Genomic DNA, 16199 nt, shown 5'->3' with positions numbered 1-16199 from the left:
CATGGACTGACTTTTATATCTGACCGGGGAAGACAGAATCAGACACCTGAAGTGTTTATTTCTTCAGCCTTAAGATCGATCCAGCTGTAAACACCTTCAATTTCCTTTTCATAGTCGTTATGAATCTCAAAATAGTTACTGTTTTCCATTCTGTCTCTCGCCTCTGCATGTAGCCTTGAGAAATTGTCAGGCGTCATATAATCATCGATTTCCTTAAATTCGATCTCGCTTCTATGGGCAATGATACCTCTTTCAAAATTCATCCTGATATAATCTTCAGAAAATCCGAGAAAAAGAGAAATAATCTGTTTACGGTCATCCCGCGTGAAATCACGGATGGCATCAGGTGGTATGTAGCACCCTTCAACGATGATATGCTGATTATTTTCGAGAATCGTCCGTATCATTTCCCTTACCACAGGCCAGATTTTCCGGGTGATTTCGATATCTGGGTCTGAGGCTTTAAAATCGCAGTAACTGCTGGCTCGGATCAGTCCCATCTTGAGATGATCGATGGAGAAATAGGGAATTTTGTACTTTTCCATGAGTGTCTGAGCCATAAAGGTCTTTCCAGTGCAGCTTACACCTCCGATCAGTATGATCATAATGATTCCTTCCTCCTTCTGTATCTGATTCTCTCTACGCTTTTGAAATTTCGGGATACACAGAGATTTCAGGAAAGCCTGTTTCTCCTCTGCTTCTGATCATCCATCCGCCCTCCGAGTCTTCCAGTATGCGTAGACCTTTAGTATCAAGTGGCGGTGTGAAGTGGCATTCAACAGACTTTATACCCATGGGAGTGATCATTTCTATGATGCGCTCAATGAAAAATTTTTCCGTCGAGAGAATATCGTAAAGATGAAGAACATCCTTCTCAATTTCAAAAATGGCATAGCATTCACTGCCGATCTTATAGATACATCTGCTGAAGCCATGGGCATAATAGAACGCAAGAATATGCTCATCGGAGACTGCCGACAGTACTAAAGACATAGGATCTGCTTTCCCTTTAAGTTCAAGAAGCTTCTCAAGGGGCATTTCTACTCTTTCAAGCGGTTTTTCCAGGCGTCTGTAATATTCTGCGTCAATGACAAACCTTTTCGCTTCAATCTTTCTGAATCCTAATTTTTCATATAACGGAACAGCATCTTCCTCGGCCGCAAGAAAAAACAGATCATATCCACTGTCGAAGTCCTCAATGACTCTTTCCATGAGTCCTGCAGCAAGCCCCTTCCTCCTATGTAGAGGATCAGTCATGACTGTTCCGATCTGAATCGCTTTATGCCTTTTTCCCTGAATCATAAGTTCCATAGTATTTACCGAAACATTGGCGATGATTTCATTTCCCCACCTGAAGCTGTAGGGAATGTAGTTATGATTCCATCCACCAGACTCATACCATTTCTCAAAATCAATACCGAATATTTTCTTTGCCAGTGTCGAAAAAGATTTTCTTAACGCTTGATCATCCCGGTAATTACGTATAAATGTATATTCCACTACTACACCATCCTATACCTGTTATCTTTCGATATATTATACCGTATAATTCTAAATCGTTGGTTACAAAGTGAAAAGCAGCCTCCTGAAATCCCTCTTTGAAGAGATCTTAAAGACTGCTTTGCATGATTATGAGTGTACAGGTCCTATCTGTCTATATTATCCTTAAGGCCCATGAAGATTTCAACCTGATCCTTGTATGGGAATCCTTCCATGTCGCCCTTGACCAGTGTCGCCATAGCACCGACAGCATTGGCTCTTCTGGCACAGTCAATGAGAGAGAGCTCTTCAAGATATCCCGAAAGGAATCCTGCAGCGTAGCCATCTCCTGCACCGACAGTGTCTACAGGATGTTCTACAGTGTACCCATTGACCAGACCTTCTTCATCTGCACTTTTCACATAGCATCCGGTTTTTCCAAGCTTAAGGGCAACGATCTTAATGCCCATATCGAGGAATCTCTGACAGACCTCTAGAGGTTCGTCTGTTCCAAGAAGAAGCTCAGCTTCATCTTTTCCGGGGAAAATGATATCGGAGAGCTCGGCCAGGGCAAGGATATGTTTCCTAGCTTCATCCTTAGACCAGAGCTTCAACCTGATGTTAGGATCAAATGAAATGATGACCCCACGCTTCTTCGCTTCCTTCACAGCATAGAATACTGCCTCTCTCACTTCCTCAGACAGAGCCAGGGAAATTCCGGTGACGTGGAGAATCCTTGCGCTGCAGATATAATCCATATCAAGATCCGAGATGGAAAGATGACTCGCAGCTGAACCTTTGCGGTAGTAATAGACATTCGGATTCACAGTGGAAAATCGTTCTTTGAAAAGTATACCGGTTGTTCTCAGGGGATCTTTCGTGACCCTTGAGACATCCACTTCCTCACCCATAACCGTAGACTTGATGTATCGTCCGAATTCATCATCACCCAGCTTTGAAAACCAGCCGGCACGATGGCCAAGTCTAGCCAGTGCAATGGCCACATTGGACTCCGCACCGCCGATGGATTTGGTGAAGGACCCTACATAACGCAGGGGTCCTTCTGTTTCAGGATTGAACAAAACCATGGTTTCGCCAAAAGTTACTACATCCATGAATTACCTCTGCACTCTTCCAGATCCGTCTCCGCCTGCAAGAGCCATCACTTCTTCCTTGGAAACATGATTTGTGTCGCCAGGAATGGTGTGCTTCAGAGCTGAAGCGGCAACAGCAAACTCAAGCGCTTCCTGGTAAGGCATTTCCGTAACCAGACCGTAGATAAGACCTGATGCGAAGGAATCTCCTCCACCTACACGGTCAACGATTCTAAGATCATATTTCTTTGAAAGGTAGGATTTCTCGCCGTCAAAGAGAATTGCCGACCAGCCGTTGTCTGATGCGGAGTAGCTTTCTCTCAGCGTTGAAGCCACAAGCTTTACACCGAACTTCTCGATGATCTGACGTGCAACTTCCTCGTATGCACCATGGCTGATTTCACCCTTATTGATGTCCGTATCGGCAGCGCTGATTCCGAATACATTCTCCGCATCTTCTTCATTACCGATGCAGACATCCACGTATTCCATAAGGCCGGTCATCACTTCCTGTGCCTTCTTCTGGCTCCAGAGTTTCTTTCTGTAGTTAAGATCCACAGAAACAGTGATGCCCTTTTCCTTGGCAGCCTTAAGTGCGGCTAGAGTAAGCTCTGCAGCTTCATCGCTCAGTGCAGGAGTAATTCCTGTGAAATGGAACCAGTCCACATCAGCGAAAATCTCATCCCAGTTGAATTCATCTGCCTTGGCTTCAGCGATGGACGCATGGGCTCTGTCATAGATAACCTTTGAAGGTCTCTGTGAAGCGCCTGATTCCAGGAAGTAGATCCCAAGACGGTCTCCGCCGCGTGCGATAAAGTCTGTGTCGACACCATATCTTCTCAGGGCGTTTACCGCACTCTGACCGATTTCATTGGCTGGTACCTTTGTGACAAATCTGGTATCCAGTCCGTAATTGGAAAGAGATACGCAGCAGTTTGCTTCTCCTCCGCCATAACAGACATCAAAGCTGTCTGCCTGAACGAAACGTTCAAATCCCGGTGTGGAGAGTCTCAGCATGATTTCTCCTAATGTTACTACTCTTTTCATTCTATTCATCTACTCCTTTACTTTCTGGCTTCTTTTATTTTTTCAACGAAGGCTTTTGCGATTTCAGTGATTTTTGCATAATCGCCCTTCTTGGCTGGGCCTGTAAGCTCTCCGCCTACCCCGACTGCAATGCATCCGTTCTTGATCCACTGGTCGACGTTGTCAAGACTTACGCCACCTGTAGGCATGAGGACTGTCTGTGGAAGAGGTCCTTTTATTGCCTTGATGAAATCGGGTCCGAAGGCGTTTCCAGGGAATACCTTCACCACATCGACACCCGCTTCCATTGCTGTGATCATTTCTGTCAGTGTCATGCAGCCTGCCATATAAGGAATCTGATATCTGTTGCACAGCTTTGCTGTTTCCAGATTGAATCCTGGGCTGACAATATATTCTGCACCAGCGAGGATCGCAATTCTTGCAGTTTCGGAATCAAGTACTGTACCTGCACCGACAATGAGTTCTTCCTTCTTGAATTTCTTCTTCAGGGCTGAGATGACATTCTGTGCTCCAGGCACCGTAAAGGTCACTTCAATGGCTGGTACGCCGCCTTCTATACAGGCTTTGCTGATTTTCTCCGCCTGCTCTTCGCTGTCCGCTCTGACAACCGCTACAATTCCTGCATCCATGATTCTGGTCAGTGTCTCAATTTTAGGTATCATTGTTAGCCTCCTTATTATTTAGAGTTCCACATAGTGGAACATAGTTCCATAATTTTGATACAAGATTATTTTACTCCATATCCTCATAATATTGCAATCGGTTTATGGAAGAATTCATAATTCATTACCGGGAAAAATATCCCAGTTCTTCAGAGATGGCTTTTTTCGTCTCCAGAATATGCCTTGTCAGTATGGCGATTTTCTCATCGGTCATTCTCTGAACCGGACCGGAAATGCTGAATGCGGCAACGGGCTTTTTCGTGTAGTCGAGTATTGCAGTGCCCATGCATTTCACACCCAGTTCGTTTTCTTCAAGGTCCATGGCGTAGCCTTTCTCCCGGATTCCTGCAATTTCAGTAATGAAGGATGGAAGATCTGTGATGGTGTAATCGGTCAGTTTCGAAACATTCATTTTCTCCCACAGTCTAGTGATTTCTTCATCGGTATAATAGGACAGAATCGCTTTGCCTACTGATGTGGAATAGAGTGAACCTTTCTTTCCGATATTGGAATACATTCTTATGGTGTTTTCCGATTCCACTTTATCCACATAGATGATTTCATTGTCATCCATGATGACCAGATGAATGACTTCTCCGGAAAGATCTCTCAGTCTTTCAAGATAAGGCCTTGCCACCTTAAGCACATCAAGTTTTTCGATCGGTCTTGATCCGAGGATGAACATCTTCATGGTGAGATGGTAGCGTCCTGTACTCTCATGCTGCTTCACATAACCGTTCTGAATAAGCGTGCTGAGCAGTCTATGTACTGTACTTTTTGAAAGACCCGACCGCTCAGCCAGTTCAAGAAGACCGATTCCCTCCACATGATGGGAGAGAATCTCAAGAAGACTCAGCGCTCTGTCTATGGATTGCACTGTATCGCTCAAACGATCACCTTCTTTCTTCAGCAAATATCTCGCTGATCATATTTCTTATGATCACTGCCATGACTGCATGACCCTTCTCATCCAGATGCATATGATCGGTTTCGCCCATTTTGAGATATTCTCCGGCATCGAGGAAATGAAACCCGCTCTCTTTGGAGAGTGTCCTGAGATGGTCTGCCATTTCAGCTGTTTTTCTGTCCGCTTCTCTTCCCAGAGACAGAACCGCATCGCTATTCACATATTCCGGCCCGATGGGTGCAGGGGCGACAACGAGGATTTCAGGATCACTCCCGTCTCTTCCCGTTTCAGAATGTCTGACTTTACCTGCAACTCTTATGATGCCCATCGCCATATTATGAGATGTCATTCCATAACGCTCCTTGGCGTCATTTGTGCCCAGCATGATGACGACTAGATCAAGTGGCTTGTGGGACATGATACAGGGGTGGATATAATCAAGCCCTCTCATTCCCTCTTTCAGCTGATCTTCATTGACGGCACATCTTCCGTTTAATCCCTCTTCTATGATTTCAAAGCCATCGCCAAGTTCTCTTCTAAGTCTACGTGTCCACCTGATTTCATTTCCGAATCTTTCTCTGGTCACTGCGTTGAAACCCCAGGTGTTGGAATCTCCAAAACATAGTATTCTGCGTTCCATGTTGTCCCCCTTTTCGTCTGAAGGATGATTCTTCATCCTGTTTAAGTTAATTTAATTATGCATGGAATCTCATAAGATTTCAATGAATCCCATCTGATTTCTTCATATGTCCTTCCGCCATATTAGTCTCCTTCTGCTTTTCATGCTGAAATGAAGGTTTTATGAAACATGTTAATTTTTGATATTTATAAGCCAAAAGATGAATCTTATGATATAATATTAACGCTATATTTAGAGGAGGTTTTCATCATGAAAAAACACATAAAGACACTGACAAAAAGCACTCTAAAGAAGAGCGTTATCAAGGGTGGATGCGGCGAATGCCAGACATCCTGCCAGTCCGCCTGTAAAACATCATGTACTGTTGCAAATCAGGAATGTGAGAATACAGACAGATAGATAACGCAAAAGTAAGGGACTGATTTTAATCATTCCCTTTTCTTTTTCATTTATAGCCTTATTTTGGTTTAAAATCTGGGAGGAATGCAATTATGATTCATAAATACAGAATGAACGGTCTAAGCATCGTTATGGATGTCAACGGAGGTTCAGTGCATGTCATAGACGACATCACCTATGAACTGCTCGATCATTACGATGAGTACAGAAAAGGAAATATAGACGAGACGGAAATCTATCTGAGAATGGATGGCCATAACCTCGAAGACATCAAAGCTTCATTGGAAGAAGTCAATGAACTCGTAGAAGAAGGTCTTCTCTACTCGGAAGATACTTACCAGAACCTTGACGCCTTCAAAAACAGAAAGCCTGTGGTCAAGGCAATGTGCCTCAACATCGCTCACGACTGCAACCTGAAGTGCAGATACTGTTTCGCGTCCCAAGGTGACTTCGGCGGGGAGAAAAAGCTTATGCCTCTTGAAGTGGGCAAAAAATCCCTTGAATATCTTGTGGAAAACTCAGGGAACAGAAGGAATCTTGAAGTGGACTTTTTCGGTGGAGAGCCCCTGATGAATTTCGATGTGGTGAAGGATCTGGTTTCCTACGGAAATGAGCTTGGACAGAAGAAAAACAAGAACTTCAGGTTCACCATCACGACAAACGGACTTCTTCTTGATGATAAAAAAATTGATTACATCAATGAACATATGGATAACGCTGTACTTTCCCTTGACGGCAGAAAAAACGTCAATGACGACATGAGGCTTACACTCATCGACAGCGGAAGCTACGACATCATCGTGCCTAAGTTCAAGAAGCTGATCGAAAAAAGAGGAAACAAGAAGTACTACATTCGTGGTACCTTCACAAGAAACAGCCTCGACTTCTCCGAAGATGTGAAGCACTTCAGAGACCTCGGCTTTGTGCATACCTCTATGGAACCTGTGGTTTCAGCTGATGAGAATCCCTATGCCATCAGAGAGGAAGATCTTCCTAAGATTCTTGAGGAATATGAGAAGCTTGCTGTGGACTACGCGGAGATGAAAGTTTCCGGAGATCCTTTCAGTTTCTTCCACTTCATTGTGGACCTCACCCAGGGACCCTGCGTCATCAAGAGAATCACAGGCTGCGGAGCCGGTACGGAGTATCTTTCCATAACCCCTGAAGGTGACATCTATCCCTGCCATCAGTTTGTGGGCAACGAAACCTATAAAATGGGCAACATCATGGAGAAGGAAATCACCCTTCCGAAGGAAATGCAGGATATGTTCAAGAATGCTCATGTCTATACCAAGGAAGACTGCAAAGACTGCTTCTCCAAGTTCTACTGCTCCGGCGGCTGCCACGCCAACGCTCTGAGCTTCAACGGAGACATCAGCAGGCCATATAAAATCGGATGTGAGATGCAGAGAAAAAGACTGGAATGCGCCATCATGATCGAAGCGAAAAAAATGCTGGCATCAGATGATGAAGCCTCAGAAGAAACCCAAGACACCCAACAGGTGCTCTTCCTATGATCAGGTTTGAACGAGTCCCTTTGATAAAGGGACTCAAACTTTATACTGAAGAAAAAAATGCCCGCTTCCATATGCCGGGCCATCGGAATGAAGAGGACATGGAGGAGCTCAGATACCTGAAGGAGAACCTGTTTCACTTTGATGTCACTGAAGTGGAAGGGACAGATAACCTTCATTATCCGGAAGAAATCGTCAAAGAGTCCGAGATTCTTCTTGCAGAGGCTATGGGTGCAATGGAGAGCCTCTACTGCATAAATGGCAGCACCGCTTCGAATTATGCCATGATCTTTGGACTCCTGAGAAGAAATGACAGGATTCTGGTTCAGAGGAACTGTCATCAGAGCATCTATAATGCCATTGCGCTGCTTGATCTTCAGCCAGCCTATCTCATTCCCGAGGTGATCGAGGACTTTGATCTTCCCTCGATTGTGACCCTTGAAGAGCTGAAGCGGATGCACAGAAAGTCCCCGGATGCCAGAGCGGTCATCCTTACTTCTCCCACCTATCATGGGACCGTTGCGGATATAGAGCGTCTTTCTGCATACTGCAGGGAGAACGGACTTTATCTTCTGGTCGATGAAGCCCACGGTGCGCATTTCTCCTTTTCGGATCTTCTGCCTCAGTCCTCCATACGTAGAGGTGCACATGCTTCAAGTGTAAGCTTTCATAAGACCCTTCCAGCGATGACTCAGAGCTCTGTGCTCAATCTATCGGCTCTATTGAGTGATAAGGAAAGATCACGGATCAGGCACTATCACAGGGTTTTCCAGAGCTCAAGCCCCTCCTACCCTCTTCTCTGTTCCATGGAAATGACAAGATACTACATGGAGGAACATGGAGAAAGACTTTATGAGGAGCTTATTGCAAGAATTGAAGTGCTGAAAGCAGATCTTCTTACCATTCCCGGGGTCAGGGTTCTGTCCGAGAAAGAAAGCAGGATATACGACACAACAAGGCTTGTGGTCAATACCCCTCTCTCAGGCGTACTTATGGATGAAACCTTAAGAAGAGAACATAAGATCCAATGTGAAATGACAGAAGGCAGAAATATCATCTTTATCCTCACGCCTTTTGACCGTGAAGATGATCTTATGAAAATCGGCCGTGCCATAAAAGATGTACATGATCAGAATGAGCTTCTCTGGAACAGGAAAGACGACCCTCAGTCATACGTAAGATATGCCATGAACTACCCTCTTCTGAGAAAGTTCAAGGAAAGTGATGTACTCTTCATGGAAGACGAGGAAATCGAGATCAAAGATGCACATAATCGCGTATCTTCGGAGAAAATCATACCCTATCCGCCTGGCATTCCCCTTATCCTGCCTGGTGAAGTCATTTCTGATGAAGTCATAAAAACCTATCTCCATCTTAGAAGCCATGAAGCAAACATACTAAGATCCGGCACAGGCGGCAATGACACCATAAGGGTTTTAAGAGAAGAAGTATAATGAGAACATAAGAGAGCACAGCATGTGAAGCAGTTTCACATGCTGTGCTCTCTTTAATTTCATTTATGACTGAACTGCTGTGTAGTTTCCGGTTTCATCCTTGATGATTCCTTCAATTTTCCCCTGTCCAAGAACACTTTCAATCCTTTTAGAAAGCTCTTCGTTTCCGCGGGCATACCCGAAGATTTTCTGAACTTCAGAGATAAGCATTTCCTTCGGCAGCGAGACCTGTCTCATGACCACATCCTTTATTGCCAGTCTGATCTCACTGAATGGAATATCGGAGCCTTCTCTTTTGCATTCTTTTGACGGATATCTGTAAAATGTGACTGCACGTTCCGGCTCATCGCCATAAATAAAGAACTTCCCGTCCTCATCGGTGATGGTATAACCCATGTCCGAGAGGATATTATCGATTCTCTCGATGCTCTTCGCTGTGGCTCTTGTTCCGAAGGCCTTCAGCGTCTGATGATAGAGCAGATCAAGGCTTATGGGCGACTCCTCTTCGATGATCCTCACCAGTGCATCTTTGATGTCTCTGGTATTTTTTGGCATTCTGAATTCTTCGCTGCTGAGGGACTTCACTCGAAACTTCGCTTCCTCGTAAATTCTCGCCAGACCCTTTTCTGCAGTTTCCAAATGTAACTCCGGGTCGCTCTTACTCACAAGGTTTCCGATTTTCAGGCCAGGTTCCGGTAAAATTTTCTCTTCTCCCGGATTTCCGCTTAAAAGGCTTCTCACTTTCCCGAGGATCCTGTCCATTTCCTTTTCTCTGTTTTCCATCCAGTCCATGGGATAGACATGAAGGATCTTCCACCCGAGACCCTTAAGTACAGATTCCTGAAGGATATCCCGGTCCCTTGCGCTTCTAGCGTTGCGGTAGGATTCACCGTGGCAGAGTATGCCAAGAAGATATTCCGAAGGATTCCGTTCATCGACGACTGCAAGGTCCACTTTGTACTTGGAAGCGCCTACACGGGTATCTGCTTTTAGCCCCGAGGCTTCGAGCTCTTTCCTGATGGCATCAGAGAGTGTATTTTTATCTGTCATGGATCTCACTTCTTCAAGGTCCACAGGAAGTGATCCTCGTCTTGCATATTCCAGGAATCCTTTAAGATCGTGGATGCCCTGAGATGAAGTTTTCGATGTATCCATATGCTCAGGCTTTATGCTGGTGAAGATCTTCATTTCCTTCTTCGATCTTGTGATGGCAACATTCAGTCTCTTCCAGCCGTTTTCCCGGTTAAGCGGGCCGAAATTGAGGGTGATCTTTCCTTCCTCATCTGGTCCGTATCCGATACTGAACAGAATCACGTCTCTTTCGTCTCCCTGAACATTCTCCAGATTTTTGACAAATACCGGTTCCTCCATATTCATGATCTTCTCTTCTATTTCCGGATATGCGCTGAGGGCTTCCTGTAGAGTATCCTCAATCATATCCTTCTGGGCCATGCTGAAGGTGACTACACCGATGGAATCGTTCATCCTTTTCTCATCTTTCAGTCTTTCCATGATTTCATGAACGACAGCTTCTGCCTCTTTTTTATTCGCTCTGGTTCCGCCTCGTCCGTAAGTCGCTTCCACATACTCGTATGAGACCTTCGACTTCAGCTCCTGAGGTGACGGATACGTATAAAGATTGTTCTCGTAGTAGGTTCTGTTGCTGTATGCAATGAGGCTTTCGTGTCTGCTTCTGTAGTGCCAGAGAAGTGATGTCTCCGGCATTGACAGAGCAAGGGCATCTTCAAGAATATTGTCCAGATCTTCAGCTGTACCGTCTTCCTCTTCCTCATTTTTCCCTGAAGTGCTGAAGAATGTTGTGGGCGGCAGCTGTTTCGGATCTCCTACGATGACAACTTCCCTGCCTCTTGCCATGGCGCCTACTGATTCGGCTGTAGGCATCTGAGAAGCCTCATCGAAGATGACAAGGTCAAAGTACTCCTTTGACGTTCCGAGATACTGAGCTACAGACAGCGGGCTCATGAGCATACAGGGTGTGATTCTTGGCAGCAGATTGGGCAGCCTCTCAAACAGTGTTCTAAGGGTCATGCCTCTTCCACCGCTTCTGATTGCCCTTTGGAGTATGCCCACTTCCGAGGAACCATTCGCTTCCTTCATCATATCGGGAATCCTTGAAGCGAGTCTGTTCTGGATCTCAAGTTTTGCAAGTTCCTCATAACGTGCAGTGACTTCTCTGAAATATGCGATTTTATCCTGATAGGCTCTTCCGGTGACTTCTTCCAGTGACTTTTCATGCTGAAGAATATATAGAAATGCACCTTTATAGATGCTCTTTCTTACCGCATCTTCAGCATCCTTCCCGGACAGAGCGCCACTTTCAAAGGCTCTGATCATCGGTCTGAGATGGTTCTCCTTCGCTCTTGTGACGAGTCTGTTGTAGCTGATCCATTCTCTCAGATCATCCAGATTGTTCAGGTAGGTACTCAGTCTGTCCTGGAGCCGATAAGCCCAGTTGCCTTCTAGTTCCGGTAGCATGTCAACATGCAGATTCAGTCTGTCTTTAAGTGCATCATACTGAGGTCCGAATGCCTCGTAAGCTTTCAAGAACGCCTTGAAATTATCTGCTCCCTTATCTTCCAGGTGTTGTTTCAGGACGAACCGGTCATCTGGTGGGAAAGCTTCAAAAAGCGCCTTCATATTCTCCTTTTCCTTAATGAGCGTGCTGAGTGTCACCTCGTGATGGTCTTTTGCACTTTCCTCAAGCACCATCTTGAGCTCCGGCGATTTCCGCGTCTCTTCTTCTATTTCCCTTTCAAGCTCCTTCTTCGAAGACAGATCAGTCAGAAGAGGAAGCACATCCTCTTCCAGCACTTCACTCCCCTTCTTATGGAGAGAGAGAATTCTCAAGACCTTCTTCTTTGCCATTCCCCTCAGAAGGAAGAACTTCTCTTCTGCCTGCAGGAACTGATCCCTGAGCGCGTTTTCATTAAGAAGAAATAGTGCCGGTTCAAAGGATAGAAGCAGCTTATTTTCCACTTCATTTTTTCGGGCCATAAGGTCGGTGATGTCTTTAAGTTCCTTGATTCTTCCCTCCTCATAGTCAAGGAGAAGGTTTCGCGGAAAATCATCGGTCATCACCTGATGAAGAATCATATATAGACTGTCCAGCTGATTTTTCTCTTCAGGTGCCTGAATTTTCACCATGTCTGCAGCATCACTCATCACTTCTGCAAGGATAGCCGCCTTTTCTTTCACACCGATGATTTCTTTCTCCACCTGACTTTTGAGATCGAAGGTGTATTCCATGATGCCGATGCCTTTAAGCGGAGCATCAGCATACTCACCCATGACAGCTGAAATGGAACCCAGTTCTCTTCCCATGAGAAAAAGCTTATCCATATCTTCCTTTGTCAGTTTTTCATAGTCGATATCAAGATCCTCGATTTCCCTGGCATGGGTGAGCGATTCAAGTCTGCCCATAAGATCATATGCGCTGAAGCCTGATGTATAGGTCCTGTATAGAGACTTTACAATGTCATTCAGTTCATTTCTCAGTGTCTTCAGCCTTTCCGCTTCACTTGTAAAATCAGGTTTCCCGGAAGAGGCAAGTTTTGTGGTTTCTTCCAGTTTCTTCAGCACCTGTGTTTTCCTGCTCTTGTTCGAATGCACTTCCAGAGAGAAGTGCCCGAGACCCAGCCCCTCAAGTCTTCTCTGGACAACAGAGAGCGCAGCCATTTTTTCGGCCACAAAGAGCACCCTTTTGCCCTGATAAAGAGCATTGGCGATGATGGTTGTAATGGTCTGAGATTTGCCGGTTCCTGGCGGTCCATGCAGGACGAAGGACCGTCCTTTGACTGCAGCATCTACTGCCTGGAGCTGGCTTGAGTCTGTACTGACAGGAAGAAGAATCTCATAAGGTGCGATGGTCTCATCAAGACTGACAACATTTAGCACGATCTGTTCCGCATCAAAAGCCAGCTTACCATCCATAAGAGAAGCGATGACTTTATTTCTTTTCAGTTCTTCACCATGATTTCTGATGTCATTCCACATGATGAATTTGGAGAAGGAGAAGATGCCAAGGTGTACATCGTCAACAACATCCCATCTTTTCTGTCCGAGCACGGCATTTCTTACTATACTCATGACCTTGACCACATCCACACCTTTTTCGTCAACCGGTACCTCAGAAAGACCTTTCACTTCAATTCCGAAATCCTGTTTCAGCTTCTCAAAAAGTGTCACATTGACCAAAGTATCCTCGTCCCTACCTGAAATGGAGTAGGCGTTTCTGCCGACTTTTTTCTTCATTTCCACAGGAACGAGAAGAAGTGGAGCATATCTTTCCTTTGTTGTTCTGGTGTTCTCGTACCACTTCAGAAGTCCTACAGCAAGGAACAGGCTGTTTGCACCTGACTCTTCGATATGAAGCCTTGAATCTCTGTACAACTTTGTGAGCTTCTTTGCAAGGTTTTCCACATCCAGAAGAGTTCTCAGCTTTTTCTGCTCAAATTCTCCTTCGATGAGTTCATCATATTTCAGGAGATAGTCTGAGGGACTGAGATTCTCTTCGGCTTGTTTCTTATGATGATCGGTGATTTCCGGTAGAATCAGGTATTCTCTCCCATCATAGATGCCGTCTTCAAGCTCGCGGCTGTTTCTGACAAGAAGTTGAATGCCTTTTCTACCTGGAACATAGTTCAGCAGATTGTTTCTCAGGCTGAGATCCAGAAGTTTTCTTTCCCAGTGCGTTTTACGATCACCCTTCTTATCTTCATTCTCCGGAACTGTCTTTATGATTTCCTTCAGTTCAGGAAGTTGCTCTATCCTTTCCTCAAGTCCCTTTTCAGCTTTTCTGATATAGTTTCCATCCACTAGAAGCCTTTCGGGAAGTGGCCTGATGCCACCGACCCTTGCTCGTCTGATGTCGATGGCCATGACAAAATCCTCTTCATGGCTGAAATGCGCGGCAGCATTTCTTTCCGAGTCAGAAAACGATGCATCCACGCCAAGCCTTATGTCCGTAGTTTCAAGAAGTCCTATGATATTCATTCCCTCGGCTGTTCTCTTGGTCAGTGAGGACAGGTCATATTCCACCGTATCCTGGAAGAATTCCTCCTCCTGCCAGAATCCGAGGAAGGAGTGTCCTTTTATCAGGATGACCAGAGGATGCAGGGAGACCGCCTCAAGGCATGAAGCAAAGAGAAGCGTGAGGTCAAGGCAGGTACCCATCCTCTTCTCCAGAACCTCACTGGAAAGCCTTATTCTCTGTCCACCTTCAACAAATGATGCCGGTGGCCCGATGTACGTGATCATCCGATTTTTCAGTGCAGTATAGAGTGCATGGACCTGTTCCCTCACCCGGTTGATGTCTCCCTTCTGGTACCCTTCGAAGGAAGGATCTTTTCCCGATTCCTTCAGTATATGGGAAGCCTCAATGATGATGCTGTCCACGGAAGGATGATTCGGCGTGACAAATGCGCTCAGAACTTCAGGCATGGAGTCCATACCCTGCCATTCATTGTAGCTGAGCACGGAAACATCTTTCAGAAGCACAAGCTTATCCATAGTATCCGCCTCAATGGTCACTTTCATCTGGACCGATATGGCTTCAGTCAGGTTAAAGAGATAATCCGGGCTGATTTCCACGGGAATTCTGCCAAGGTCTACTTCAATGCCGGAAGGCAGAAGATCGAAAGACCGTGCAAAGTCCTCAGCCATCCCTTCGGGAAAGGCAATTAAGAGCTTAAGATTTCTCATCTCCACATCTGAATCGTTTTTCAGGGTGATCTTTCTGATGAAAGGAATGCCGTTAAGTACCATGGCATAATTCAGCGTATCGGAATAATCCATATTCACCACAAGTCTGTGCAAATTCTCCATACATGCCTCCTAAAGTAACTACTACTCCCATTCTAGTACATTATCGGAATATTTTGTAGAATTTTCTTTCTTCACATAGTTTTGGCATCATTTTGTCATTACTTTAGAGATAAAAGCATATACAATGACCTTAATAGAAAGGGTACTTGGGCTGCAGTAAGCCAAGGTTATCCTTCCATAGGGGGGAATCCGTATGAAAAGCAGAAAGAAAATATTCATGGGCATAGGATCAGTTCTACTCCTTACCTTCGTCGGGGTATTCATCTTCACCCTTCTAGGCGGTAATCCCGGCATGCTCGGAAAGATCACAAATGACACCGCAGAGTATGCACCCGGCTATCCAGCTGAAGCACCGGCTGAGGAACCTTTGGTACCTGGAGAAGATTTCGGTGGAAGAGATGAGGACGGCGGCGGTATAGGTGACAAGATCATCGGTACCTACTCCATGAACTTTGAAACACTGGAGTTCATGAAGACAGTTTCCGATCTTGAAGCACTTGTATCGAAATACAAGGGCTATGTAGAGTATTCGGAGGTCTACAACCAGGCTTCAAACGAAGGCAGAATCTACAAATTTGCAAGACATACCCTGCGTATTCCAAAGGAAGAGGTCATGGCCTTCAATGCAGAGCTTAAGCTCATGGCCCATCTTGTATCGGAAAATGCCAATGTCCAGAATGTTTCCAAGTACTACAGAGACATCGAAACAAGGCTTGACACTCTTGAAGCCCAGAGAAAGAGACTGAATGAGCTTTATGAGCAGGCAGAGCGAATTGAAGACATCATAAACATAGAATCCAAACTTAACGACATCATCTACCAGATCGAATCCATTAAGGGAGAGCTACAGTATCTGGATGAGTCCATAAACTACAGCACAGTGACGTCCTATATTCAGGAAGTTTCAAAGCTGACTGAAGGCGAAAGCATTCAGGCTTCCTTCGGTGAAAGACTGAGCAAAGCGCTCAGCGAATCTGTCTACTTCTTCCAGGAAGCCATGATCACCTTCTTCATCGTGCTCATCTATCTGATCCCGTTCCTTGTTGTATTCGGTGCTCTGGCAACAGCAGGCAATAAAATCATAAAGAAGAGAAGAAATGATGTAAGACCGGGTCCATCCGGAAAGTCACAGACCGACGAGCATAAGGACATCTGATTG

General features: G+C 45.3%; 12 protein-coding genes. 4 read left to right on the top strand and 8 right to left on the bottom strand.

Features of this window, described 5'->3' with window-relative positions; all coding sequences use genetic code 11:
* Positions 1–38: 38 nt before the first annotated feature.
* The 7 genes from RTX25_RS08550 to RTX25_RS08520 all read right to left on the bottom strand — a co-directional run bounded on the left by RTX25_RS08550 (position 39) and on the right by RTX25_RS08520 (position 5829).
* Positions 39–605 (bottom strand): 2-phosphoglycerate kinase, encoded by a 567-nt coding sequence (locus tag RTX25_RS08550; RefSeq protein ID WP_312652712.1) that lies wholly within the window; start codon positions 603–605, stop codon positions 39–41.
* A 34-nt stretch (positions 606–639) separates the two neighbouring features.
* Complete coding sequence (locus RTX25_RS08545) at positions 640–1500, bottom strand: GNAT family N-acetyltransferase (protein WP_312652710.1); 861 nt, start codon at positions 1498–1500, stop codon at positions 640–642.
* 146 nt (positions 1501–1646) lie between these two features.
* Complete coding sequence (locus tag RTX25_RS08540) at positions 1647–2594, bottom strand: sugar kinase (protein ID WP_312652708.1); 948 nt, start codon at positions 2592–2594, stop codon at positions 1647–1649.
* Between the two features lie 3 nt (positions 2595–2597).
* Positions 2598–3620 carry a sugar kinase gene (locus RTX25_RS08535; RefSeq protein ID WP_312652706.1) on the bottom strand — a complete coding sequence of 341 codons (1023 nt, stop codon included), beginning with the start codon at positions 3618–3620 and terminating at the stop codon, positions 2598–2600.
* Positions 3621–3637: 17 nt separating this feature from the next.
* A complete protein-coding gene (locus RTX25_RS08530; protein WP_312652704.1) occupies positions 3638–4282 on the bottom strand; it encodes a bifunctional 2-keto-4-hydroxyglutarate aldolase/2-keto-3-deoxy-6-phosphogluconate aldolase in 645 nt (214 codons plus the stop codon).
* A 124-nt stretch (positions 4283–4406) separates the two neighbouring features.
* A complete protein-coding gene (locus tag RTX25_RS08525; RefSeq protein WP_312652702.1) occupies positions 4407–5171 on the bottom strand; it encodes an IclR family transcriptional regulator in 765 nt (254 codons plus the stop codon).
* 4 nt (positions 5172–5175) lie between these two features.
* The gene (locus RTX25_RS08520; RefSeq protein ID WP_312652700.1) at positions 5176–5829 is read right to left on the bottom strand and encodes a GDSL-type esterase/lipase family protein; all 654 of its coding nucleotides are present in this window, start codon (positions 5827–5829) and stop codon (positions 5176–5178) included.
* A 249-nt stretch (positions 5830–6078) separates the two neighbouring features.
* On the opposite strand from RTX25_RS08520, the gene scfA reads away from it, so the two are divergent.
* The 3 genes from scfA (at position 6079) to RTX25_RS08505 (ending at position 9196) form a co-directional block, all read left to right on the top strand.
* On the top strand, positions 6079–6228 hold the full coding sequence (gene scfA, locus RTX25_RS08515; RefSeq protein ID WP_312652699.1) for a six-cysteine ranthipeptide SCIFF: 150 nt from the start codon (positions 6079–6081) through the stop codon (positions 6226–6228).
* 92 nt (positions 6229–6320) lie between these two features.
* A complete protein-coding gene (gene scfB, locus RTX25_RS08510; protein ID WP_312652698.1) occupies positions 6321–7745 on the top strand; it encodes a thioether cross-link-forming SCIFF peptide maturase in 1425 nt (474 codons plus the stop codon).
* Positions 7742–9196, top strand: coding sequence for an aminotransferase class I/II-fold pyridoxal phosphate-dependent enzyme (locus RTX25_RS08505; protein ID WP_312652697.1), 1455 nt, complete (start codon positions 7742–7744; stop codon positions 9194–9196). Before scfB ends, RTX25_RS08505 begins: the two co-directional genes overlap by 4 nt.
* A 63-nt stretch (positions 9197–9259) precedes the next feature.
* On the opposite strand, the gene RTX25_RS08500 is transcribed toward RTX25_RS08505, so the two are convergent.
* Positions 9260–15040, bottom strand: coding sequence for a DUF4011 domain-containing protein (locus RTX25_RS08500; protein ID WP_312652696.1), 5781 nt, complete (start codon positions 15038–15040; stop codon positions 9260–9262).
* Between the two features lie 193 nt (positions 15041–15233).
* On the opposite strand from RTX25_RS08500, the gene RTX25_RS08495 reads away from it, so the two are divergent.
* Positions 15234–16196, top strand: a complete 963-nt coding sequence (locus tag RTX25_RS08495) for a DUF4349 domain-containing protein (RefSeq protein ID WP_312652695.1) — start codon at positions 15234–15236, stop codon at positions 16194–16196.
* Positions 16197–16199: the final 3 nt, after the last annotated feature.

It is taken from the genome of Proteiniclasticum sp., from assembly GCF_032054185.1.
Taxonomy (GTDB): Bacteria; Bacillota; Clostridia; order Clostridiales; family Clostridiaceae; genus Proteiniclasticum.
Note: the sequence above shows the minus strand (reverse complement) of the source record. Positions and strands in the feature narration are given on the sequence as shown.